Annotated in this window: 15 protein-coding genes; 3 read left to right on the forward strand and 12 right to left on the reverse strand. The window is 70.2% G+C overall.

Going from position 1 to position 21,519, the window contains the following annotated elements:
* Positions 1 to 56: 56 nt before the first annotated feature.
* The 6 genes from ccsB to hemL are packed head-to-tail and all read right to left on the reverse strand — an operon-like array spanning position 57 to position 6,084.
* Positions 57 to 1,031, reverse strand: coding sequence for a c-type cytochrome biogenesis protein CcsB (gene ccsB / locus AB0M35_RS06145; RefSeq protein ID WP_363742164.1), 975 nt, complete (start codon positions 1,029 to 1,031; stop codon positions 57 to 59).
* On the reverse strand, positions 1,031 to 2,674 hold the full coding sequence (locus AB0M35_RS06150; RefSeq protein WP_363742166.1) for a cytochrome c biogenesis protein ResB: 1,644 nt from the start codon (positions 2,672 to 2,674) through the stop codon (positions 1,031 to 1,033). The genes ccsB and AB0M35_RS06150 overlap by 1 nt, the downstream gene beginning before the upstream one ends.
* Positions 2,674 to 3,519, reverse strand: a complete 846-nt coding sequence (locus AB0M35_RS06155; RefSeq protein ID WP_363742168.1) for a cytochrome c biogenesis protein CcdA — start codon at positions 3,517 to 3,519, stop codon at positions 2,674 to 2,676. The genes AB0M35_RS06150 and AB0M35_RS06155 overlap by 1 nt, the downstream gene beginning before the upstream one ends.
* Positions 3,519 to 4,094 (reverse strand): TlpA disulfide reductase family protein, encoded by a 576-nt coding sequence (locus tag AB0M35_RS06160; protein WP_363742171.1) that lies wholly within the window; start codon positions 4,092 to 4,094, stop codon positions 3,519 to 3,521. Before AB0M35_RS06160 ends, AB0M35_RS06155 begins: the two co-directional genes overlap by 1 nt.
* A complete protein-coding gene (locus AB0M35_RS06165) occupies positions 4,095 to 4,778 on the reverse strand; it encodes a histidine phosphatase family protein (RefSeq protein ID WP_363742173.1) in 684 nt (227 codons plus the stop codon).
* Complete coding sequence (gene hemL / locus AB0M35_RS06170) at positions 4,747 to 6,084, reverse strand: glutamate-1-semialdehyde 2,1-aminomutase (RefSeq protein WP_363742175.1); 1,338 nt, start codon at positions 6,082 to 6,084, stop codon at positions 4,747 to 4,749. The genes AB0M35_RS06165 and hemL overlap by 32 nt, the downstream gene beginning before the upstream one ends.
* A gap of 208 nt (positions 6,085 to 6,292) precedes the next feature.
* On the opposite strand from hemL, the gene AB0M35_RS06175 reads away from it, so the two are divergent.
* Positions 6,293 to 6,628, forward strand: a complete 336-nt coding sequence (locus AB0M35_RS06175; protein ID WP_013730973.1) for an STAS domain-containing protein — start codon at positions 6,293 to 6,295, stop codon at positions 6,626 to 6,628.
* Between the two features lie 443 nt (positions 6,629 to 7,071).
* Here AB0M35_RS06175 and AB0M35_RS06180 read toward each other — a convergent pair whose 3' ends face one another.
* Positions 7,072 to 7,635 (reverse strand): response regulator, encoded by a 564-nt coding sequence (locus AB0M35_RS06180; RefSeq protein ID WP_363742178.1) that lies wholly within the window; start codon positions 7,633 to 7,635, stop codon positions 7,072 to 7,074.
* On the reverse strand, positions 7,632 to 12,002 hold the full coding sequence (locus tag AB0M35_RS06185; RefSeq protein WP_363742181.1) for a HAMP domain-containing protein: 4,371 nt from the start codon (positions 12,000 to 12,002) through the stop codon (positions 7,632 to 7,634). The genes AB0M35_RS06180 and AB0M35_RS06185 overlap by 4 nt, the downstream gene beginning before the upstream one ends.
* Before the next feature lie 154 nt (positions 12,003 to 12,156).
* Here AB0M35_RS06185 and AB0M35_RS06190 point away from each other — a divergent pair, with 154 nt between their 5' ends.
* Positions 12,157 to 14,226, forward strand: coding sequence for a SpoIIE family protein phosphatase (locus AB0M35_RS06190; protein WP_363742184.1), 2,070 nt, complete (start codon positions 12,157 to 12,159; stop codon positions 14,224 to 14,226).
* Between the two features lie 102 nt (positions 14,227 to 14,328).
* Here AB0M35_RS06190 and AB0M35_RS06195 read toward each other — a convergent pair whose 3' ends face one another.
* Positions 14,329 to 15,675, reverse strand: a complete 1,347-nt coding sequence (locus AB0M35_RS06195) for an FAD-binding oxidoreductase (RefSeq protein WP_363742187.1) — start codon at positions 15,673 to 15,675, stop codon at positions 14,329 to 14,331.
* An 81-nt stretch (positions 15,676 to 15,756) separates the two neighbouring features.
* Between AB0M35_RS06195 and AB0M35_RS06200 the strand changes: the two genes are divergently transcribed.
* Positions 15,757 to 17,853 carry a S9 family peptidase gene (locus AB0M35_RS06200; RefSeq protein ID WP_363742190.1) on the forward strand — a complete coding sequence of 699 codons (2,097 nt, stop codon included), beginning with the start codon at positions 15,757 to 15,759 and terminating at the stop codon, positions 17,851 to 17,853.
* Between the two features lie 83 nt (positions 17,854 to 17,936).
* On the opposite strand, the gene AB0M35_RS06205 is transcribed toward AB0M35_RS06200, so the two are convergent.
* The 3 genes from AB0M35_RS06205 to AB0M35_RS06215 form a co-directional block, all read right to left on the reverse strand.
* Positions 17,937 to 19,157 carry a hypothetical protein gene (locus tag AB0M35_RS06205; protein WP_363742192.1) on the reverse strand — a complete coding sequence of 407 codons (1,221 nt, stop codon included), beginning with the start codon at positions 19,155 to 19,157 and terminating at the stop codon, positions 17,937 to 17,939.
* A 260-nt stretch (positions 19,158 to 19,417) separates the two neighbouring features.
* The gene (locus AB0M35_RS06210) at positions 19,418 to 19,798 is read right to left on the reverse strand and encodes an STAS domain-containing protein (RefSeq protein WP_363742195.1); all 381 of its coding nucleotides are present in this window, start codon (positions 19,796 to 19,798) and stop codon (positions 19,418 to 19,420) included.
* Between the two features lie 185 nt (positions 19,799 to 19,983).
* The gene (locus AB0M35_RS06215; protein ID WP_363742198.1) at positions 19,984 to 21,519 is read right to left on the reverse strand and encodes a SpoIIE family protein phosphatase; all 1,536 of its coding nucleotides are present in this window, start codon (positions 21,517 to 21,519) and stop codon (positions 19,984 to 19,986) included.

Genomic DNA, 21,519 nt, shown 5'->3' on the forward strand with positions numbered 1-21,519 from the left:
GCATCAGTTGCGCTTGGTTACCGCAGTTCCGGCGTAACCGCGCGCGATCCGTCGGCCTACACGTCGGCGTACGAGTGCAGGCCCGTGAAGAAGATGTTGACGCCGAAGAGGTTCATCATCATCGTCGCGAAGCCCAGGATGGCCAGCCAGGCGACCAGGTTGCGCTTCACGCTCGGCGTCGCTCGCGCGTGCAGGTAGCCGGCGTAGATCACCCAGGAGATGAAGGACCAGGTCTCCTTCGGGTCCCAGCCCCACGGCCGACCCCACGCCGCCTCGGCCCAGACCGCCCCGGCGATCACCGCGAAGGTGAAGATCGGGAACGCGAAGGCGTGCAGGACGAAGGTGAGCCGCTCCATGCTGGCCGCCGCCGGCAGCCGCTTCGCCAGGGTGTACGGGAAGCTGCGCTTGCCCTGCTCGTAGCCCGCCCGCATCAGGTACGCCACCGCCGGCACCGCGCCGAGCAGGAACAGCCCCGAGGCGAACACGATCGTCGACACGTGCACGACGAACCAGTACGAGTTGAGCGCCGGCACCAACGGCACGATCGGCGTGTAGAGCACCAGCTCGGCGGTGGCCACCAGCAGCACCATGACCAGGGTCAGGAACAGCCCGAGCCGGCGCAGCGACGGCACCTTCCAGAGCACCACCAACCAGGCGGCGACGCCGATGAACGAGACCGTGAGCACGAACTCGTACATGTTGCCCCAGGGCATCCGCTCGGCGGCGATACCGCGGGTGACCAGCCCGACCAGGTGCAACACCGCGCCCAGCGCGGTCAGTGCGATCGCGATCCGACCGGCCAGCTCGGCTCGGCGTGCCGTGCGCTGGGTCGGCCCGGCGGAATCGGCGACCGGCGTGTCCCGCTCGGCCACCGCGACGCCACCGGCACCGACCGCCGCACCGACCAGTTCGCGGGCGGGTGCGGCCACGGCCCGCGCGTTTCCGAGGGCGTACTCCACCGCGTGACCGATCATCGCCAGCAGGTACACCATCGTGGTGATGGACACCATCTGGTCGGAGAATGCGGACATCAGTCGGCTCCTTCTCGCGCGTCCGGTACGCCGTCGGCCCCGTTGGCCGGTCGATCGCCGTGCAAAGCAGCCACCAACTGGGCAAATTCGTCGGCGAACCCGGGATGCTCGGTACGCGGCAGGCCGCCCACCTCGACCAAACTACTACAGCTCGTCGGAGATCCGTCGGCGGGGTCCACCGTGGCTGCCGGCAGCAGCCGAACGAAGACCCGCCGACGCCGGACGAACAGCGATCCCATCAGCCCCAGCACCAGGCCGACCGAGCTGACCAGCAGCAGCGTCGTACCGGGGTCGTACCGCACGGAGAGCACGATGTACGGCTCGGAGCCCAGGAACTCGACCTTGGTGCCGTCGTCCAGGGTCCAACTCTCCCCGAGCCGCAGCTCCTTCGCACCGATTTCGGTGAGCCGACCATTGCGCACCTGGCGCTGGTCGAGCTGGTACACCGAGCCCGGGATACCGGCGTCCAGGCCCAGGTTGCCCCGGTAGGCCACCAGGCCCAGCAGCGGGTTCTGCTCGGTCGGGTGCTCGGAGCGGGTGAACGGAGGCTGTTGCGGGGCGGTCGGCAGGTACAGCCCGTCGAAGGCCATCTGAAGGTCCGGGTTGCGCTCGCCGGTGTCCGGGTTGACGTTGGCATCCGGGAAGGCGGCCAGTCCTTCGCTTGTCAATCCGAGGTCACCGTTGCCGAGGAACGGTACGGCGCTGGTCTGGCTACGGCCGAACCGGTCGGTGTAGCGGATCACCGGGGCGTACCCGTGCCCGAGCAGGTAGACGTTCGCACCGTCGAGACGCAGCGGCGAGTTGACCGAGAACTCCGCCGCGCGAGGTGCGCCGCCGTCCTCGTCCACGGTCACCTTCGCGTTGTAGGACGACGGCTGACCGGTCGGCAGGAAGCGAGCGTCGAACTCGTCCAACTGCATGCAGAATCGGGGCAGGTCGTCGCCGACGCGCGGGCCGAGCTTCACCTCGGCGTACTGCTGCCGGGTGTTGCAGAAGACGTGGTCGGCGCCGGCGACGAGCAGGCGGTTGCCCTGCCAGCCGTACCAGGAGCCAAGGGCGACGCCGAGCAGCACCAGCACCATCGAGGTGTGGAAGATCAGGTTGCCGGTCTCCTTGAGGTAGCCCTTCTCGGCGGAGACCTCGTCGCCCCGGACCACCACCCGCCACCGACGGCGCCGCAGCGTCTCGGCGATCGCCGTCACGCCACCCTCGGGGGCGGGCACCACCGTGTGCTGCGGCAGTCGACCGAGCCGCTTCGGTACGGCCGGCGGCCGAGCCCGCAGCGCCCGGACGTGGTCGACCAACCGGGGCGTGATGCACCCGATCAGCGACGTGAACAGCAGCAGGTAGATCGCGGAGAACCAGACCGAGCTGAACGCCTCGAACGCGCCGATCCGATCCAGCCACAACGCCAGGTCGGGGTGCTCGGTGAAGAAGTCGCGGACGTCCTCCGGGTTGACGCCGCGTTGCGGCAGCACCGAGCCCGGGATGGCGGCGACCGCGAGCAGGAAGAGCAACACCAGTGCGGTACGCATGCTGGTCAGCTGCCGCCACGAGTTGCGCGCCAAGGCGAGCAGCGGGTTGGGGCGGCGGCGAGGCGTCTCGGGCGGTGCGCCCGCCGGTCGGTCGTCCACAGCGGTCATCAGATGCTCACCTGGAAATCGCCCACGCCGATGGTGGTCTGCAACCAGATCACGACGTTGGTCCAGCCGCCGGTGACCAGTGCCAGCCCGATCATGATCAGGAGTACGCCGCCGATCCGGGTGACCCAGCGGCTGTTACGCCGGATCGCCCGGAACACCCCGAGTAGCCGGTTGAAGCCCAACCCGAAGACGACGAACGGGATCCCCAGCCCGAGGCAGTACGCCACGGCCAGCACCACCGCCCGATCGGTCTGGCCACTGGTGGCGGCCATGCCGAGCACCGCGGCCAGGGTCGGCCCGGTGCACGGCACCCAGGTCAACGCGAACACCGCGCCGAGCACGGGTGCGCCGAGCAGGCCGGCGGAGGGCAACCGGTTGATCCGTACTTCGCGCTGCAGACCGGGCAGCACGCCGAGGTAGCCCAGCCCGAGCAGCACCACGAGGCCGCCGATGACGATCTCGAACGGGCGCTTGTAGTCGAAGAAGACCCGGCCGACGGTGCTGAACAGGATCGCGGTGGAGACGAAGACGACGGTGAAGCCGACGACGAAGAGCAGCGTGCCGGCGAGCACCCGCCCCTTCACCCCGACCCGGACCCGTTCTGCGCGTACGACCGTGCCGACGCCACCGCCGCGCTCGCCCGCCGCGTCGGAGCTGTCGACCGAAGGCCTGTCACTCCGGCCCTCCAGGTCGGCGCCGGCCAGCCCGGTGACGTACGACAGATAGCCCGGCATCAACGGAAGCACGCAGGGCGACAGGAAGCTGACCAGCCCGGCCAGGGCCGCCGCGCCCACCGCGAGCAGCAGCGGGCCGGAGACGGCGAGTTGCCCGAAGGTCTCGCCCATCAGCGTGGGCCGGACGGCGCGGGAGACTCCGCGGCGATCCGCTCGACGATGGGTTGCAGGCCGTCCTGCCGGACGGCAGCCCGGATCACCACTGCGATCCGACCCTCCCGGTCGAGCACGACGGTGGCCGGGATGGTGTTCGGCGGGATGTCCATGTCGAGGGCCAGCCGACTACCCGGGTCGAAGATGCTCGGGTAGCTGACCTGGCCCTCCTCGAAGGCGATCGCCTTGTCCCGGCTGTCCTGCACGTTGATGCCGAGGAAGGTGACCCCGGACGCCTTCGTCGCCTGGTAGGTGTCTTCCAGGTCCTCGGCCTCCGCCCGACAGGGCGCGCACCAGGAACCCCAGAAGTTGACCACGACGACCTGGCCGCGCTGGTCGGCCACGTCGTACGTACCGCCCTTGAGCAGTTCACCACTGATCTTGGGAGCGGCGGAGCGCTGGTCCGGGGCGCACTGCACGATGCCGTTCTCGCTGTCGCATTCCGGCTTCCCACTGCCGGAAACGCAGCCGGTCAGCAGCGCTGCGACGGTCACGGCGGCGAGCAGGCCGGCAGCCAGCCTCCGGAGCGCCATTCAGGCCCCCTTGGCCGTCCGCGCGGTCGGTGACATCGCCACCAGATGCGCGGCCGGTTCGGAGTAGCCGATGCCGACGACCTTGGCGCCGTCGAAGTGGAAGGTGGTCAGGGAGGCCAGCCCGCACTGGCGACGGCGCGGGTCGTGCCAGAGCCGCTTGCGCTCGACATAGCGGCGCAGCGTCCAGATCGGCAGCTGATGGGAGACCAGGACGGCCTCGCGGCCCTCGGCGGCGACCCGGGCGGCGTGCAGCGCGGCGAACATCCGCTCGGCGATCGCCCGGTACGCCTCGCCCCAGGACGGGGTGACCGGGTCGCGCAGCACCCACCAGTTACGTGGGTCGCGGAAGGAGCCGTCGCCGGGCGAGACCCGCTTGCCCTCGAACCAGTTGGCGCTCTCGATGAGCCGCTCGTCCACCCCGACGGGCAGCCCGAACTGGGCGGCGATCGGTTCGGCGGTCTGCTGGGCGCGTTCCAGCGGGCTGGCCACCACGTGCACGACCTCGCGATCGGCGAGCCCCTGCGCGGCGGCCTTGGCCATCTGGACACCCAGTTCGCTGAGGCGGAACCCGGGCAGCCGGCCGTAGAGAATGCCGTCCGGGTTGTGCACCTCGCCGTGCCGAAGCACGTGGACCACCGTCTTACTCACCGTGCTATCCCCCCGTACCTGCCGCTGCCGCCGCATTGGCCGCCACCGGCAGGGCGGCGGCGATCTGTTCCAGAGCGGCGTCGTCGATCGCCGCCGACACGAACCAGGATTCGAACGCGCTCGGCGGGAGGTACACCCCAGCGGCGAGCATCGCGTGGAAGAACGCCTTGAACGCGGGCACCTGCTGGGTGCGGGCGCTGTCGTAGTCGACCACGTCGGCGTCGGTGAAGAAGATCGAGAACATGCTGCCCGCGTACGACAGCCGGTGCGGGACACCGGCGGCGGCCAGCGCATCGGCGGCGAGCTTGCCCACGACGGCGGCGGTCTCGTCCAGCCGGCGGTAGAGCGCGTCGTCGGCCAACCGCAGGGTGGTCAGCCCGGCCGCGCAGGCCAGCGGGTTACCGGAGAGCGTGCCGGCCTGGTAGACCGGGCCGGCCGGGGCCAGTCGCGACATGATCTCCGCGCGCCCGCCGAACGCCGCGGCGGGCAGCCCGCCACCCATGACCTTGCCGTACGTCCACAGGTCCGCCTCGACCGGGTCGAGGCCGTGCCAGCCGGAGCGGGAGACCCGGAACCCGGTCATCACCTCGTCGATGATGAGCAGTGCGCCGTGCGCGTGCGCGATCCGCGCCAACTGCCCGTTGAAGCCGTCCCGGGGAGCGATCACGCCCATGTTGCCCGGTGCCGCCTCGGTGATCACGGCGGCGATGTGCTGACCCTCGGCGGCGAACGCCTCCTCGACGGCAGCGATGTCGTTGTACGGCAGCACGATCGTCTCGCTGGCCGCCGCACCGGTGACGCCCGGCGAATCGGGCAGGCCGAGGGTGGCCACGCCGGAGCCGGCGGCGGCGAGCAGCGCGTCCACGTGCCCGTGGTAGCAGCCGGCAAACTTGATGATCTTCGAGCGACCGGTGTAGCCACGAGCCAGCCGGATCGCCGACATGGTCGCCTCGGTGCCCGAGTTGACCAGCCGAACCTGCTCGACCGGGGTGCGCTCGACGATCTCGGCGGCCAACTCCACCTCGCCGGGCGTCGGCGTACCGAAGCTGGTGCCGTTGGCGGCGGCGGCCTGCACCGCCGCGATCACCTCGGGGTGGGCGTGGCCGAGAATCAGCGGCCCCCACGAGCACACCAGATCGACGTAGCGCCGGTCGTCGGCGTCGTACAACCAGGGGCCCTCACCGCGAACCATGAAGCGTGGTGTTCCGCCGACGGCCCGGAAGGCACGCACGGGAGAATTCACCCCGCCTGGCACGATGGCGCAAGCGCGGTCGAACAGGGCCGCTGAGGCCGGCGCGTCGACCGGGTAGCGGTCGGATCCGGCGGAAGTCACCTCGGTCACGATGCCGCCATTGTGTCAGCGTCGACCGGGCGACCGGCAGGCACCCCGGATCGGGGTTACCAGGCTCACCTGCGCAAGGCCACCCCGAGCAGGCTCACCTCGACCGGCCAGGCCGCCTCGCCTCGACAGGCCGGACCGCCTCGCCTCGACAGGCCGGACCGGCTCGCCTCGACAGGCCGGAGGGGCGAGATCGCGATAGGCTGACCCGGTGGATCGTGCCGAACTGTCCATCACCGTACACCGAACGGGCGACGAAGCAGTCCTACGCCTTGCCGGTGAGATCGACATGCTCACGGCCGCCCAGCTGTCGACCGTCGTAAATGAAGTCCTCGCCGAGCCGCCGCCTCGGATCGTGCTCGACCTGGGCGGTGTCACCTTCTGCGACTCACAGGGGCTCGGGACCCTCGTCGTCCTCAGCCGCAAGGCCAGTCACGCCCAGAGCCTGCTCATCCTGACCAACGTCGGCGAGTTCCTGCTCCGCGTCCTGGACATCACCGGCCTCCGCAGCGCCCTGATGATCCGCAACGACGCCCCCACCCCCTAACCCCCACCCCCGCCCCGGCCACGGCACCCGCTCACGGCCCCCGCGCGCCCCGCCGCTGCGGATGACCGCTGACCGAGTCCGGCGCCCAGGGTCGTGGCCACGCCCTGACCGCCACGACTCCCGCGCCGCGCCCCACGCCCACGCACGCCCACGCACGCCCACGCGATCTTGCACTTGTGGTCACCCTTACGCCGCCCTTGCCCCGTTATGCCCCGACGAAAGGTGCAAGATCGCCGCAGGGAGGACGGGTGAAACGAACACGTCCACGACCCTCACGTCGCGGCACCCGCGATCTTGCACTTACGGTCGCCCCTATGTCGCCCTTGCCCCGCTAAGTCCCGACGGGAAGTGCAAGATCGCGGCTGGAAGGGCGTGACGCGCGGGGGCGAGGGCGGCGCGCGAGGGCGAGGGTGGGGTGAGGAGAGGAGAGGGGCCGGGGTGGGTTAGTCGGGGGTGGGGCCCCAGCGGGCTTGTTCGAGGGTGGTGAGGGCTTGGGGGATGGCGTCGGGGTTGTCGTCGGCGGCGCGCAGGAGGGCGGTGGCCTCGTCGACGGCGTCGGTGAGCAGGCGCCACTGGGCGTCGCGCTCGCGCACCATCTCCGACTGGGCGGCCAACTGGCGGGTCTTGGTCCACAACTCCACAAAGACGGAGACCTTGGCCCGTAGCACCCAGGGGTCGAACGGCTTGGTCAGGTAGTCCACCGCGCCGACCGCATAGCCGCGCAGCGCCAGCTGTGCGTCCCGATCGGCAGCGGTCAGGAAGATGATCGGTACGTGCCGGGTACGCTCCCGCCGCTTGATGTGGCTGGCCGTCTCGAAACCGTCCATGTCCGGCATCTGGGCGTCGAGCAGGATCACCGCGAAGTCGTCGACCAGCAGCTGCTTGAGGGCCGCCTCCCCGCTCTCCACCGCCACCGACTGCACCGGCAGCCCCTGGAGGATCGCCTCCAGGGCCATCAGGTTCTCCCGGCGGTCATCGACCAGTAGCGCCTTCGCCACCTGCGTCACGAGCCCTCCTCGGTACGGCTGCCACTGATCCAGGAGCCCATCAACTCGATCAGCTCGTCCAGGTCGACCGGCTTGGTGATGTAGTCACTCGCCCCCGCCGCGATGGCCGACTCCCGGTCGCCGGGCATCGCCTTGGCGGTCAGGAACACGATCGGCAGGTCCGCGAATCGGCGGTTACGCCGAATCTGTCCGGTCGTCTCATACCCGTCCTGGTCGGGCATCATGGCATCCATCAGTACGATATCGACCTCCGGGTGCTCGGCCAGCAGGCGTACGCCGTCACTGCCGTTGTCGGCGTAGAGCACCGTCATGCCGTGCAATTCCAGCGCGCTGGTCAGGGCGAACACGTTCCGCACGTCGTCGTCGACGATCAGCACTGTGGCACCGTCCAACTGGCGGGTCTTCGGTGCCTCGGGCTGCTGGGGCAGCAACTCCACCGGCGGCATCAGCAACGACGACGGCAGGCCGGCGCGTTGCGGGGACGGCGGTGCCGGCGCCACCACGGCGTCCGGCGCCAGCACGTCGGGCAGGTAGAGGGTGAACGTCGAGCCCTGGCCGGGCGCCGAGGTGACGGTGATCGTGCCGCCGATCAGTCGGGCCAGGTCCCGGCTGATGGACAGCCCCAGCCCGGTGCCGCCGTAGCGGCGGCTGGTCGTGCCGTCCGCCTGCTGGAACGCTTCGAAGATCAGTGACAGCTTGTCGTCGGAGATGCCGATGCCGGTGTCGATCACCGTGAACGCGATCACCTGGCGGGCGTTGATCAGCGCCGGTACGTCGAAGACCGCGTGCTCCGGTGCCCGGGAGATGCGCAGCGTCACCGCACCGTTGTCGGTGAACTTCACCGCGTTGGACAGCAGGTTCCGCAGGATCTGCTGAAGCCGCTGGGCGTCGGTGACCACTGCGGGCGGCAGATCTTTGCTGACCCGTACCTGGAAGTCCAGGCCCTTCTCCTCGGCTTGCGGGGCGAACGCCTGCACGACATAGCTGCGGATCTCCGCGAACCGCACCTCGGTCGGCTCCACGTCCATCCGCCCTGCCTCGATCTTGGACAGGTCGAGGATGTCGTCGATCAGGCGCAGCAGATCCGACCCGGAGCCGTGAATCGTGCGGGCGAACTCGATCTGCTTCGGGGTCAGGTTGCGCTCCGAGTTCTCGGCCAGCAGCCGGGCCAACAGCAGCAGGGAGTTCAGCGGCGTACGCAGCTCGTGGCTCATGTTCGCCAGGAACTCCGACTTGTACGCCGAGGCCCGGGTGAGCTGCTGCGCCTTCTCCTCCAGACCGAGCCGGGCCAGTTCGATCTCCCGGTTCTTGGTCTCGATGTTGCCCTTCTGCTCCGACAGCAGGGTCGCCTTCTCCTCCAGTTCGGCGTTGGTGCGCTGCAACTCCGCCGACTGTTCCTGCAACTCGTGGGCCAGCCGCTGCGACTGGGCGAGCAGTTCCTCCGTACGCCGGTTGGCCTGGATGGTGTTGACCGCGATGCCGATGGTGGCGACCAGCCGCTCCAGGAAGGACAGGTGCAGTTCGGAGAAGGGCGTCACGCTGGCGAACTCGATCACCCCGAGCAGTTCGCCCTCGAAGAGGACGGGCAGCACGACCAGATCGGCCGGCGGTGTGTCGGCCAGCCCGGAGCGCAGCGTGATCCGGGCGTCGGGCACGGCGCCGACCCGGATCGTCCGGCGGGAGAGCGCGGTCTGCCCGACCAGCCCTTCGCCGGGGCCGAAGGTGACCTCGTGGCCTCGGGACACGTAGCCGTACGAGGCGGTCAGCCGCAGCCGCATCACCCCCTCGGAGTTGTCCGCCAGGAAGAACGCGCCGAGCTGCGCGTCGACCAGCGGAGTCACCTCCATCATGATCATCCGGCAGACCTCGCCGAGGTCACGCTGGCCCTGCAACAGACCGCCGATGCGGGCCAGGTTCGAGTCGAGCCAACCCTGCTCGGCGTTCTTGTGGGTGGTCTCCCGCAGCGTGACGATCATCTGGTTGATGTTGTCCTTCAGCTCGGCGACCTCGCCCTGCGCCTTCACCGCGATCCGCTGGGTCAGATCGCCCCGGGTCACCGACGTCGAGACCTGGGCGATCGCCCGCAGCTGGGTGGTCAGGGTGGAGGCGAGCTGGTTGACGTTCTCGGTCAGGTCCCGCCAGGTGCCGGAAACCCCCTTCACCTGGGCCTGACCACCCAACTTGCCCTCGATGCCGACCTCGCGGGCCACTCGGGTCACCTCGTCGGCGAACGACGACAGCTGGTCCACCATCGTGTTGACGGTGTTCTTCAACTCCAGGATCTCGCCCTGCGCGTCCACCGTGATCTTCTGCGACAGGTCACCGTTGGCGACGGCGGTGGTGACCGAGGCGATGTTACGCACCTGGCTGGTCAGGTTCGACGCCATCGAGTTCACGTTGTCGGTCAGGTCCCGCCAGGTGCCGGAGACCCCCTTGACCTGGGCCTGACCACCCAACTTGCCCTCGGTGCCGACCTCGCGGGCCACCCGCGTGACCTCGTCGGCGAACGACGACAGCTGGTCCACCATCGTGTTGACGGTGTTCTTCAACTCCAGGATCTCGCCCTGTGCATCCACCGTGATCTTCTGCGACAGGTCACCCTTGGCCACTGCCGTGGAGACCTGGGCGATGTTACGCACCTGACTGGTCAGGTTCGACGCCATCGAGTTCACGTTGTCGGTCAGGTCCCGCCAGGTACCGGCCACCCCGCGTACCTGGGCCTGGCCGCCGAGCTTGCCCTCGGTGCCCACCTCACGGGCCACCCGCGTGACCTCGTCGGCGAACGACGACAGCTGGTCCACCATCGTGTTGACGGTGTTCTTCAACTCCAGGATCTCACCCCGGGCGTCCACCGTGATCTTCTGCGACAGGTCACCCTTGGCCACCGCGGTGGTGACCGAGGCGATGTTACGCACCTGGCTGGTCAGGTTCGACGCCATCGAGTTCACGTTGTCCGTGAGGTCCCGCCAGGTGCCGGAGACCCCCTTCACCTGGGCCTGACCACCCAACTTGCCCTCGGTGCCCACCTCCCGGGCCACCCGGGTCACCTCGTCGGCGAACGACGACAACTGGTCCACCATCGTGTTGACGGTGTCCTTGAGCTCCAGGATCTCGCCACGAGCGTCCACCGTGATCTTCTGCGACAGGTCACCCCGGGCGACCGCCGTGGACACCTGGGAGATGTTGCGCACCTGGCTGGTCAGGTTGCCGGCGAGCTGGTTGACGTTCTCGGTCAGGTCCCGCCAGGTGCCGGAGACCCCGCGTACCTGGGCCTGGCCGCCGAGCTTGCCCTCGGTGCCCACCTCCCGGGCCACCCGGGTCACCTCGTCGGCGAACGACGACAACTGGTCCACCATCGTGTTGACGGTGTCCTTGAGTTCGAGTATCTCCCCCTGCGCGGCCACGGTGATCTTCTGCGACAGGTCACCGCGGGCCACCGCGGTGGACACCTGGGCGATGTTGCGCACCTGGGCGGTCAGGTTCGACGCCATCGAGTTGACGCTGTCGGTCAGGTCCTTCCAGGTGCCGGCCACGTTGGGCACCTCGGCCTGACCGCCGAGCTTGCCCTCGGTGCCCACCTCACGGGCCACCCGGGTCACCTGCTCGGCGAAGAGCCGCAGGGTGTCGGTCAGCGAGTTCATGGTGTCGGCCAGCTCGGCGACCTCACCCCGAGCGCTCACCGTGATCTTCTGGCTCAGGTCACCCTTCGCCACCGCCGTGGCCACCTGGGAGATCGACCGCACCTGCCCGGTGAGGTTGGACGCCATGGTGTTCACCGAGTCGGTGAGGTCCTTCCAGGTGCCGGCGACGCCGCGTACGTCGGCCTGGCCGCCGAGTTTGCCCTCGGTGCCCACCTCACGGGCCACCCGGGTCACCTCGTTGGAGAAGGACGAGAGCTGATCGACCATGGTGTTGACCGTGCGGCCGATCCGCAGGTACTCACCCCGCAGCGGACGGCCGTCGATCTCCAGCGCCATGTGCTGGGAGAGGTCGCCGTCGGCGACGGCCACGATGACCCGGGCGATCTCGGTGGTGGGTCGGCCCAGGTCGTCGATCAACGAGTTGACGGCCCGCTGCCCCTCCGCCCACGAGCCGTCCAACCCCTCCTCGTCCAGCCGCTCGGTCAGCCGGCCGTCCCGACCGACGATCCGGCTGATCCGCCGTAGATCCAGATGCTGCCGCTCCTGGAGCGACACCACGTCGTTGAAGGCGTCGGCCACCTCCCCGGCCGCGCCGGAACGCCGGGGAAGCCTGACCTTGAGGTCACCGCCACGCACCCGGCGCAACGCCTCCGCCAGCTCGGTGAGGACCGCCTCGTGGTCGGCGACGCTGATCTCCGCGGTCGCCGACTGTTTCGCCGTGGTCATCATTCCTCGCTCACCTCGGGGTACACCGGCTTGCGCCGGCCACCCCATCATTGTCCCCGTGAGCTCGAAACCGCCACGCCGCATCGCCGTCCGGGTTACGGACCTGAACCGCGATCGGTTTGGCGCCGGACCGGTGTCGGTGGAGGATACGAGGGTGGCAGCGGAGGCGGGGCCCGCGGCGACCGGAGGCCCAGACGAGTACGTGCGACGTGTCCGGCTGCCGGCTGATCGTCGTACCCCGGCAGCCGCGCGGGCCGTCGTGCGGTCCGTGCTCGCCGAGGCGAACCTGGACGAACTGCTCAACGAGGCACTCCTGCTGACCACGGAGCTGTCCACCAACGCCGTCGAGCACGCCCGCACCGAACTGGACGTCGAGGTAAGCGCCGACCCGGCAGGACTGACCGTGACCGTCTCCGACTTCGCCTCCGGCCCGGTCGACGAACTCACGGTCGGGGTGTGCAACGCGGCAACGGAGATCACCGAGGTCGCCGAACGTGGCCGAGGGCTGCTGCTCGTCGATCACTTCGCCAGCCGCTGGGGCACCACGTACCTGCCCACGGGCAAGGGCGTGTGGTTCCGGCTCGACCGGCGCAGCCCCGACGGGCGACGAGGGGACGCCGTCACGGCGCCGGCCGGTGACCCGGACGGCACCGCAGCTACCACCGCGCCCAGCGCCGGGGCGATGAGCACGCTGATGCAGACCCTTCCGGATCCGTACGCCGAGGATCCGCTGCCCGACTTCGCCACCAATCTGCTCACCCGGGTGGCGGAGATGGTCGGTGCCGCCGGAGGTGTGGTGCGGCTGGATCGTGGGGACGGACAGGGCACACAGGTGCTCGCCCGTTACGGCCGGCAGCCCCGGTCCGGTAACGACCTGATCCGGGTTCCGTTGGTGGTGCACCGCCCGTACGCCGGGGAGCTGGAACTGGACGCAGCGCCCACCGCGTACGCCCGCCCGCTGGCGGTGCTGACCGCCGAACGGCTCTCACTGCACCTGGAGAACGACCGGCTGCGCCGCGCCGACGTACGCCGACAGGCCTGGCTCACCTTCCTCGCCGAGGCCAGCGAACTGCTCGCGCAGTCGCTGGACGTGGAGCTGACCATGGCGCTCGTCCCGCAGTTGGTAGTGCCCCGGCTCGGTCAGTGGTGCGCGGTGCACACCACCGACGAGTGGGGCCGGCTGCGCCTCGCCGCCGCCACGCACGCGGACGAGGCGATGCTGCCGCAGTTGCACGCGACGCTGCGCGAGGCCGGTCCCGACTCGATCCAGGCCCGGCTGCGGGAGGCCAGCCGCAATGGCACCCAGACGCCGCTGGGCGCGCCGATGGAGGGCTTCGCCGTACCGCTGATCGCCCGGGGCCAGCGTCTCGGCACTCTCGCGGTGGGCCGACACCAGCGGCACCGGCACGATCCGGACGAGATCGCGGTGCTGGAGGATGTGGCCCGGCGGGCGGCCCTGGCGATCGAGAACGCCCGGATCCACGCGGAGCGGCGACGCATCGCCCAGACCCTGCAACAGTCGCTGCTACCGCCGGTGCTGCCCGTGGTGGAGGGCATCGGCTTCGCCGCCGAATACGTCCCGACCGGCGGGGACGCCGACGTCGGTGGTGACTTCTACGACGTGGTGGCGTTGCCGGACGGGCGCTGGCTGGTGGTGATCGGCGACGTCTCCGGCAAGGGGGTGCAGGCCGCGGCGGTCACCGGGCTGGTTCGGGACGTGATCCGGGTGCTGGCCGGTGACGGGAAGCCACTGCCCGAGTTGCTGCCCCGGCTCAACGAGACGCTGGTCGAGCGGGGCGCCGGCCGTTACTGCACGCTGGCGCTGGCCGTGGTCGGACAGGGCGAGGGCGACCGGCTCGACGTCGGGTTGCACCTGGCCGGGCACGATCGACCGTTGCTGCTGCGCTCCGGCGGTGGCCCGGCCGGCTTCGTCGGCGGCGGCGGCACCGCGCTCGGCCTGCTCGACAAGATCAGCTCACCGCCCTCGGAGATCACCCTCGGCCCGGGAGACTGTCTGGTCTTCTACACCGACGGGGTGACCGAGCGCCGCCGAGGCCGGGAGCTTTTCGGCACCAGCCGGCTGCGCGACGCCGCCACCCCGCTCGCCGGCTACCCTGCCGACGTGGTGGCGGCCCGGCTACGCGCCACCGCGATCAATTTCTCGGTGGAGGAGCCCCGCGACGACATCGCCATCCTCGTCCTGCGCAACGACACCGCCGGCTGACCCTCGCTGTCGGCTCGACGGTCCGATCCGGCGGCTCGACCGTTCTGATCGAGCGCTCGACGGTCTGATCCAGGCGTTGCGGCATTGTCGGGTCGTCTCGGATCAGAGGCCACCGGGGAGGCGGCCGGGGGCGAGCCGGTGGGCCGGGTCGAGATGCTGCTTGACGGCACGGAGCCGCGCCAGGCCGGCCAACTCGCCCCAGAGATCGACGGCCCGCCGGACGGCGGGTGGCGCGGACAGCACCACGCATCGACCCTGCCGAGCGAGCAGCACGCTGCGGACGGCGGCCAGGATCGTCGCCACCCGGTCGGGCGGCAGCACGCCGGGCAGGGCGGCGTGCACCACACCGAGACCGGCTGAGCCACGGACCGGAACCGGCGACCCCGCCGCGTCGCGCAGCGCGTACACCGCCGCGTGCAGATCGGTGATGGGCACCTCCAACCGCAGGGCGGTGTCACCGGGAGCGAAGGGGTAGCTGCGCCACCAGGACGGGGCCGATCGGGCCACCGTCGCGCGGGCGCCGAGCAGCGACACCAGCCGGTCACTACGCTCCGCCACGTCGGAAGGGCCGCCCTCCAGCAACACCACCAGCGAGCCGGCGCCCGCCGGGCTGGTCGGTGACCGCCCGGTCATGGACGGATGGCGCGCCATCGCGGCGGCCCGAGCATCCCAGGGCGATCGATCCTTGGCGCCGACCGGCAGGTCGAGCTCGATCGCGGCCGGATCGAGACGGGCGGCGAGCACCGCGCGGATCAGGTCGTGCACCTCCAGTGGTGTCCACACCGGTCGGGTGACCCAGACCCGACTGGCCGGCATGGTCTGCACCCGCAGGGTCGCGCTGACCAGCACGCCGAGCGCCCCCTCCGAGCCGCACAACAGCCGGGCCTGGGTCAGCCCGGACGCCCCACCGTCGGCCTCGGTCAACTCCCCGTCGGCGGCCAGGTAACGCAGGCCGACGAGCTGGTCGCAGGCGGTGCCGTGGCGGTGCCGCAGCGGGCCCGCCTCGTCGGCGGCGAGCACCCCACCCACGGTGGCACCGGGCGAGGGCGCGTCCACCGCGAGCCGTTGGTTGGTGCGCTCCAGGGTGGCCTGCACCGCACGCAACGGTGTGCCGGCGCCGACCTCGGCCGTGCCCTGACCGGGCGGCTGATGCCCGATGCCGGCCAGTCGCCCGGTGTCGAGCATGATGTCGACCCGCTCGGGCGGTGCACCCCAGTCGATCTTGGTGCCGGCACCGCGCGGAACCACGGTCAGGTCGTGCCGAGCGGCCAGTCGGAGCACCCGAGCGGCCGCGTCGGCTCCGCCGGGGACCGCCACCCAGCGGGCCGGACGGCCGGCCACCTCGTCGGCCGGGCCGGCGAACCGGGCGAAGCGCGGGCCACAGATCTCGGTCAGTCGGCGGGTGATGTCGAGGGCACCGGACGCGCCGGTGGAACGGGCTGGCACCATGCCGCGATCGTACATGCGTTCGAACGATTCGGAAGGTCTTTGCTACGTACGGGAGCCGAGCAGTCCCGGTAACGTGACGCCGTGACCACCGAGACCCCCGCACCCGTGGCGAAGCGGGTACCAGCCGAGCGCGTCCACCACGGCGACACCGTCGTCGACGAGTACGCCTGGCTGGCCGCCAAGGACGATCCGGAGACCATCGCCTATCTCAACGCCGAGAACGCCTGGACCGAGCGACGAACAGCCCACCTGTCCGGGCTGCGTACCGAGTTGTTCGAGGAGATCCGTCGGCGTACCCAGGAGACCGACCTGTCGGTGCCGGCCCGCAAGGGCGGGTACTGGTACTACACCCGTACCGTCGAGGGCCGGCAGTACGGCGTGCACTGTCGCCGGGCCGTCCGCGACGGCGAAACCACGCCCCCGATCAGTGCCGACGGCGCCCCGCTCGACGGCGAGGAGATCCTGCTCGACGGCAACCTGCTGGCCGAGGGACACGACTTCTTCGCTCTGGGCGCCTTCGACATCAGCCCCGACGGGCGTTTCCTGGCCTACTCCACGGACTTCTCCGGCGACGAGCGGTTCACCCTGCGGCTCAAGGATCTCGCCAGCGGCGAGCTGCTGCCCGACGAGATCCCGGGCACCTTCTACGGCACGGCCTGGTCGGCCGACGCCTCGGTGCTGTTCTACGTGACGGTGGACGAGGCCTGGCGGCCGCACCGGGTCTGGCGCCACGTGGTCGGCACAGCCGCCACCGACGACGTGGTGGTGCACGCCGAGGAAGACGAACGCTTCTGGGTCGGGGTCGAGTTGACCCGCTCGGAGCGGTTCATCCTGATCGACATCGCCAGCAAGCTCACCAGCGAGGTACGGGTCATCCCGGCCGACAACCCGACCGGGGAACCCGCGGTCGTCGCACCGCGCCGGCAGGGCGTCGAGTACTCGGTGGAGCACCACGGGCACCGCTTCCTGATCCTGCACAACGACGACGCCGAGGACTTCGCTCTCGCGTACACCTCGGCGGACGCGCCGGGCGACTGGGTGCCACTGATCGACCACTCCCCCGGCACCCGGTTGGAGGCGGTGGACGCCTTCGCCGACCACCTGGTCATCACCCTGCGCAGCAACGGCCTCACCGGTCTGCGGGTACTGCCGCTCGACGGCGGGGACGCCCACGACATCGAGTTCCCGGAACCGCTGCACACCGTGGGTCTGGACGGCAATCCCGAGTACCGCACGAGCCGGCTCCGGTTGCGCTACACCTCGCTAATCATCCCCGACTCGGTGTACGACTACGACCTGGCGACCCACGAGCTGACGCTGCTTCGGCGCCGGCCCGTGCTGCCCGGGCCGGACGGGCGGCCCTACCAGCCGGAAGACTACGAGCAGCAGCGGGAGTGGGCCCTGGCCGACGACGGCACGCGGGTGCCGATCTCGCTGGTCTACCGCCGGGGTACGCCCCGCGACGGCTCGGCACCCTGCGTCCTCTACGGCTACGGGTCGTACGAGGCCAGCATGGACCCCTGGTTCTCGGTCGGCCGGCTGTCCCTGCTGGACCGTGGGGTGGTCTTCGCGGTGGCACACATCCGGGGCGGCGGTGAACTGGGCCGACGCTGGTACGACCACGGCAAGATGCTGGCCAAGAAAAACACCTTCACCGATTTCGTCGCCTGCGCCCGGCACCTGGCGAAGGCCGGCTGGACCGCACCTGACCGGCTGGTCGCGCGTGGCGGCTCGGCCGGCGGCCTGCTGATGGGGGCGGTCGCCAACCTCGCCCCGGACGCCTTCACCGGCATCGTCGCGCAGGTGCCGTTCGTGGACGCGCTCAACACGATCCTCGACCCGTCCCTGCCGCTGACCGTCACCGAGTGGGAGGAGTGGGGCAACCCGCTGGCTGACCCGGAGGTGTACGCGTACATGAAGTCGTACACCCCGTACGAGAACGTCGCTCCGCTGGATTACCCGGCGATCCTCGCGATGACCAGCCTCAACGACACCCGGGTCTTCTACCACGAGCCGGCGAAGTGGATCGCCCGGCTACGGGCTGTCGCGCCACAGGGCGACTACCTGCTGAAGACCGAGATGGAGGCCGGTCACGGCGGGCCCAGTGGGCGCTACGACTCCTGGCGGGAGGAAGCCTTCATCAACGCCTGGATTCTGGACCGCTTCGGTCGCGCCTGACCGCACGACCACACCTGACCGCACTGCGGCGCCGGCGGCTGGCTGCTGCCGGCGCCGCATCCTCCTCGGTCGGGCGGGGTGGTTCACCCGCGCGCTCTACCCTGGCCTGCCGTCCGGTTCGGCCGGGAGGTGTGGGGAGTTGGCGATTCTGGGATCGGGCTTCCGGCCGGCCGCCTCGGGACGGGACGCAGGCTCGTGAGGTGCGCGGCGTACGAACTCCCGTGCAGGGGCCGCTCCGACGGTGTGTGCCGCACTGCCGGTTGCGGCGTGGGTGGGGTGGGCGGCTGCTGCTCATAGACCTCCGCCCCACCCATCGTGTGCCCACCCCAGGCTGTGGGGGTCATGGGCATCTGCTGCTCGTCGGCGTACATCGGCGCAGACGTCGCGTACCCGTCCCAGGCCGCGGGGAGCATGAACTCCTGCTGCTCCAGTGATGCCGGCCCCGCCGCATGAGACATGGTTTCCTGCTCGTCGGCTTCCGTCCACGTAGGCGACTCGTGCCCACCCAAGGCCGAGGGGAGCATGGCCTCCTGCTGCTCGTCGGTGTACACCGGCGAAGCCTGCCTGGCTTGGCGGCCGGGGTCGTACCGGTCGACGACCCAGTCGGCGGACGCGACGGCGTCCGCGATGTCCGGCAACTGCCCAGGATCCTCGTAGAGTTTCTGCAAGTCACGGTAACGGGTGACGTAATAGGCGGCGGAGAGGGCCAGCTCAAGGTTGTGCCGGTCGTGCTCTTGCAGCCCTTCGGACTTGAGAGTCCGTTGCCAACTGTCGATCTGCTCCGCAGTGATGGGTTGCCGACCTTTTCTGGTCGGCTCACCGGGCCGGGCTCCCGGCTCGGGACTGCTTGAGGGCTGCGTCTGCCCCCAGTTGCCGACCTGACCCGCAGTGACGGGTTGCGGGCCTTCTCGGGTCGGCTCGCCGGGCCTGGGCCCCGGCCCGTAACTGCTCGCAGCCTGCGGGTGATAGGCCTGCCTGTTGCCGACCTGGTCTGCGCTGGTCAGCTGCGGCTTGCGTACCGACTCACTGACCTCTCTGCGACGAAACAGGCGCAGGAGCCGATTCCAGGCGATGCGTAGCAGCCCGATCCGACCCGCCCCCAGGCGCTTGTTGACCAGGTCAGCAGCGTCGTCACGCGCTTTCCTTATCTTGATGTTGCTGAGCGATGGCACGTCGCCGGGCAGACCGCGACCCGGCCGCCGATCAGCGCGATTGCGCTCCATCGCAAGTCGCAGATCCCGGTCCAAGGCTCGCTGCGCTTCGCGCAGCCCATCGTTGGACACTTCGGGGGGCAGCTCGTCCATTCGGGCCCACATGCCGTCCCCAACGTGGCAACCAGACGTGTGGTTCAGGTCCTCCGGTCGCTTTCTGCGTCGCGCCGTGCGCAACCGAGAGACGAGGTAGGGCTGGGCATACCCGGAAGGCCGCCGGCCGGGCCGAACTCGGCTACCGCGACCAGGCCCACCTGGTGCGTGATTTCACCGCCGTCACCGGCGTCTCCCCCACCGCGTACGCCGGCTCACGAACCGTGTCGACCAGATAGGGACGTCGACCACCGGCCGCTTCATCCGAGCGCGACAAGGTCGCGGCCGGCAGGTCGGCGGGTGTCGCCGATCTGGACAGTCGTGGAGTAGTTGAACAGATGCCCGCTGCCGCTGAGCGCGATGACCCGAGCCGGCCCGCCCCGGGCGGCGGTGACGGTCACCCGCTGCCCGCGCGTCAGGGCTGTCTCCCTGACTCCCAACAGGACGGAGAACGCGGCGCAGTCGAGGAACCGCAACGTCTTCAGGTTGAGCTTCAGGTGTGTGACCCACCGGGGCGCCAACAGCCGTCTGAGGTCGTGCTGGAGTTGCTCGATCGTGGACAGGTCGGCCTCGCCGGTCAGGGTCACGTACCGGGTGCCCGGCCGCACGTCGTGGTGGTCGAATCGCAGCAGTTCGTCCATTGGAAGACTCTCGTCCTTGCCCTGGCGAAGGGCCGTCAAGGGCCGGAGAGGTTGCCACCGTCAATCCGGCGCCGGGGAGGACAGAGCTGGTATGCGGCAGTGCCGACCTCGACGTGGCGTTTTGGACGCGTACGCAACGCTACCCGCGTCCGACCGTTCCTGCCAGTTCAGTCCGTCCGGTCGACTCAGTGCCGGCGGAGCGCCACCACGGCGACGTCGTCCTGGATCTCGTCGGGGGCCAGTTCGTCGAGCAACCGCTGGCAGAACCGGTCAAGGTCGCCGTCCACCCGCACGGCACACGCCGCCAGCGCGTTCAGTCCCTCGTCGATGTTGACGTCACGCCGTTCGATGAGGCCGTCGGTGTAGAAGACGATCGTCGCTCCGGGCGGCAGCACGAACTCCAGGTCGGCGGGGCGCGGCGCCCGCACCCCGAGCAGCGGTGCGGAGTGGTTCACGTACTCGGTCTTGCCGTCCAGGCTGATCAACGGCGGCAGGTGGCCGGCGCTGGCCAGCCGGACCCGCCCGGAGGCCGGGTCGAGCAGCAGTACGCAGATGGTGGCCAGCTCGCTGGGCAGCAGCGTACGCATCAGCTCGTTGACCCGGTGCAGGATCTCACCCGGCTGGTGCCCCTCGACCGCGTACGCCCGCAGTGCGTGTCGCAGCTCGGCCATCACCGTCGCGGCGTGCAACGAGTGGCCCGCCACGTCGCCGATCGCCAACAGCAGGTGACCGTTGAGCATCACCAGCTCGTAGAAGTCGCCACCCACCTCGGTACGGGCACTGGCCGGCTCGTAGCGGACGGCCAGGTCGAGCCCGGCGATCTCCGGGATGCTCTGCGGCAGCAGGCTGCGTTGGAGGGTCACCGCGATCCGGTGCTCCTCGTCGAAGGACCGTTGCGCCTCGACCGCAGACGCCACCGCCTGCGCCAACTGGCGCAGCACCGGCGTACGGGCGGTCTGCGTCGCGGTGGGCACCACGACGTAGAGCGGGGCCCGGTCGTCCCGCAGCCGGCCGGCGGCAACCGTCACCGTGTCGTCCGGTGGCCAGCCCACCAACGCCCAGTCGGCCGGATCCTGCACCCGGACGGTGGCACCGATCGGTGTTCCGCTGTCGTCGACGGTCCACGACACGATGCGGCTCGGCGCGCCGGGCCCGGCGCAGACCCCGGCCAGGCAGTCACCGTCGAAGGTTTCGGCGATCACCGCGGCGGGACTCTTGAAGATCTCCGCGGCCCCGGACGCCGCCTGTTCCAGGAGCCGGGTGAAGTTCGGCGCGGCATGCACCGCGACGGTGGTGTCCGCCAACCCGGTGAGCCGCTCGGCGAGCAGCTCGGCACGTTGCCGCGCCTGGTAGTACCGGAGCACCGCGTGGGCGGTGGCGATGAGTTCCTCCGGCTCGATCGGCTCCGCCAGATACGCATCGGCGCCCCGGGTGAGGCCCTGGGTGCGGTCGGCCGTGTCGATGGCGTGCGCCGACACGTGGATCACCGGCAGCGCGGGGTGGATCGACTTGATCCGTTCGCAGACCTCGAACCCGCTCAGGTCCGGCAGCCGCACGTCGAGGACCACCAGATCGATCGCATCGACCTCGACCCGGCGCAGGGCCTCGCTACCGTTCTGGGCCTCGATGACGGTGAACCCCGCCCGGGTCAGCCAGTTCACCAGTAGGTAGCGCTTGGTCCGACTGTCGTCGACCACCAGCACGGTCGGCGGGGCGTCCAC

It is taken from the genome of Micromonospora sp. NPDC051196, from assembly GCF_040682415.1.
Lineage (GTDB): Bacteria > Actinomycetota > Actinomycetes > Mycobacteriales > Micromonosporaceae > Micromonospora.

Coding starts and splice junctions, on each gene's coding strand:
- AB0M35_RS06155 (WP_363742168.1), bottom strand. CDS start 3,519: ATGGGCGAGACCTTCGGGCAACTCGCCGTCTCCGGCCCGCTGCTGCTC.
- AB0M35_RS06185 (WP_363742181.1), bottom strand. CDS start 12,002: ATGACCACGGCGAAACAGTCGGCGACCGCGGAGATCAGCGTCGCCGAC.
- AB0M35_RS06195 (WP_363742187.1), bottom strand. CDS start 15,675: ATGGTGCCAGCCCGTTCCACCGGCGCGTCCGGTGCCCTCGACATCACC.
- AB0M35_RS06150 (WP_363742166.1), bottom strand. CDS start 2,674: ATGACCGCTGTGGACGACCGACCGGCGGGCGCACCGCCCGAGACGCCT.
- AB0M35_RS06210 (WP_363742195.1), bottom strand. CDS start 19,798: ATGGACGAACTGCTGCGATTCGACCACCACGACGTGCGGCCGGGCACC.
- AB0M35_RS06205 (WP_363742192.1), bottom strand. CDS start 19,157: ATGGACGAGCTGCCCCCCGAAGTGTCCAACGATGGGCTGCGCGAAGCG.
- ccsB (WP_363742164.1), bottom strand. CDS start 1,031: ATGTCCGCATTCTCCGACCAGATGGTGTCCATCACCACGATGGTGTAC.
- AB0M35_RS06160 (WP_363742171.1), bottom strand. CDS start 4,094: ATGGCGCTCCGGAGGCTGGCTGCCGGCCTGCTCGCCGCCGTGACCGTC.
- AB0M35_RS06165 (WP_363742173.1), bottom strand. CDS start 4,778: ATGCGGCGGCAGCGGCAGGTACGGGGGGATAGCACGGTGAGTAAGACG.